Genomic DNA, 1,070 nt, shown 5'->3' with positions numbered 1-1,070 from the left:
GGCGTTCGAAGCGTTTCTACCTTCGGTGCATTTGGCACAACCGGAAAATGCAGATAAAACTCGGTAAATTCATTAGTTACCGATTTACACTCAATTCGACCACCAAAAGAACGCATCACACGCTGACAGTAACCCAAGCCAAGTCCGCTACCGCCGCTTTTCTGGAATGAGAAAAAATCATCAAAGATTTTGTGTACGATGCTGTCATCAATACCAGGCCCTGTATCGCGGAAAACAAGCGTGTTTTCATAAGGGCCGATGAGGGTTCTGATTTCAATTTGACTATCGGGATAGGAATCAAAATAGTAAATCGCATTGCGAATCAAATTGAAAATGACAAAGTTGAACAGCGTCTCGTTGATTTTGGCGACAAAGTCGTTTTGAGTCGGAAGTTTCACCCTTTCGATGATGTGTTCGTTTTCAAAACCGTATCGACTCACCGCAAGATCCACCGCTTTATGAATCGAGGTAAGCGAAAGGGGTTCATGCACAGCAGAAGTATCGCTGACTTCGCGCAAGATGATGTCGATGAGTTGGCGTCCACGCTGAATTGCTGCTTGGCCTTTTTCGATATCGCTTCTGATCTTGTCATCGGATGCATTGCTATCAATGTGCTGTTTCAGCGCTTCAAATTGAAGCTGAACTTGCGCTAATGGGTTGCGCATTTCATGGGCGATCGAGTTGGCCAACGCGCGGCTTTGACGAATCTTTCTATCAGACTCAATCGTATTTTGTACGCGGATCAACAATGTTTGTAGTGCTGAAATCTCTTCGTTCGAAAACAGTTTGTTATCGCTTTTGTGTGAAGAAATCAGCAAATGTGAAACCGACTTTTCGCGGCCAAATAGTGGCATAACAAGTGCCGTGTTACTCGATCTCATGCGTTCATACAGAGCTTTGATTGAACCTTTTGAATTCGGTTTTTCGTCGAGCCTTTCAGAGAGTTCGTCGAGCACCAAAACCGAATCATTGCTGTGTAAATAATCTTCGTAGAAGGTTTCGGTGTAGTTACTGGTTACGAGCTGAAGTTTGTCATTGGGTATGTTGAGTAATGTGCTCAACTGATGCAC

At 44.1% G+C, this 1,070-nt stretch carries 1 protein-coding gene; it reads right to left on the bottom strand.

Going from position 1 to position 1,070, the window contains the following annotated elements; genetic code table 11:
* Window positions 1-1,070 (bottom strand): HAMP domain-containing sensor histidine kinase (locus tag R7O12_RS26645; RefSeq protein ID WP_318127081.1); only part of this gene is annotated, 1,070 nt, incomplete at both ends.

This window comes from Vibrio sp. Vb1574, from assembly GCF_033338675.1.
The sequence above is the reverse complement of the archived record's forward strand: the minus strand, read 5'-3'. Positions and strand labels throughout refer to the sequence as shown.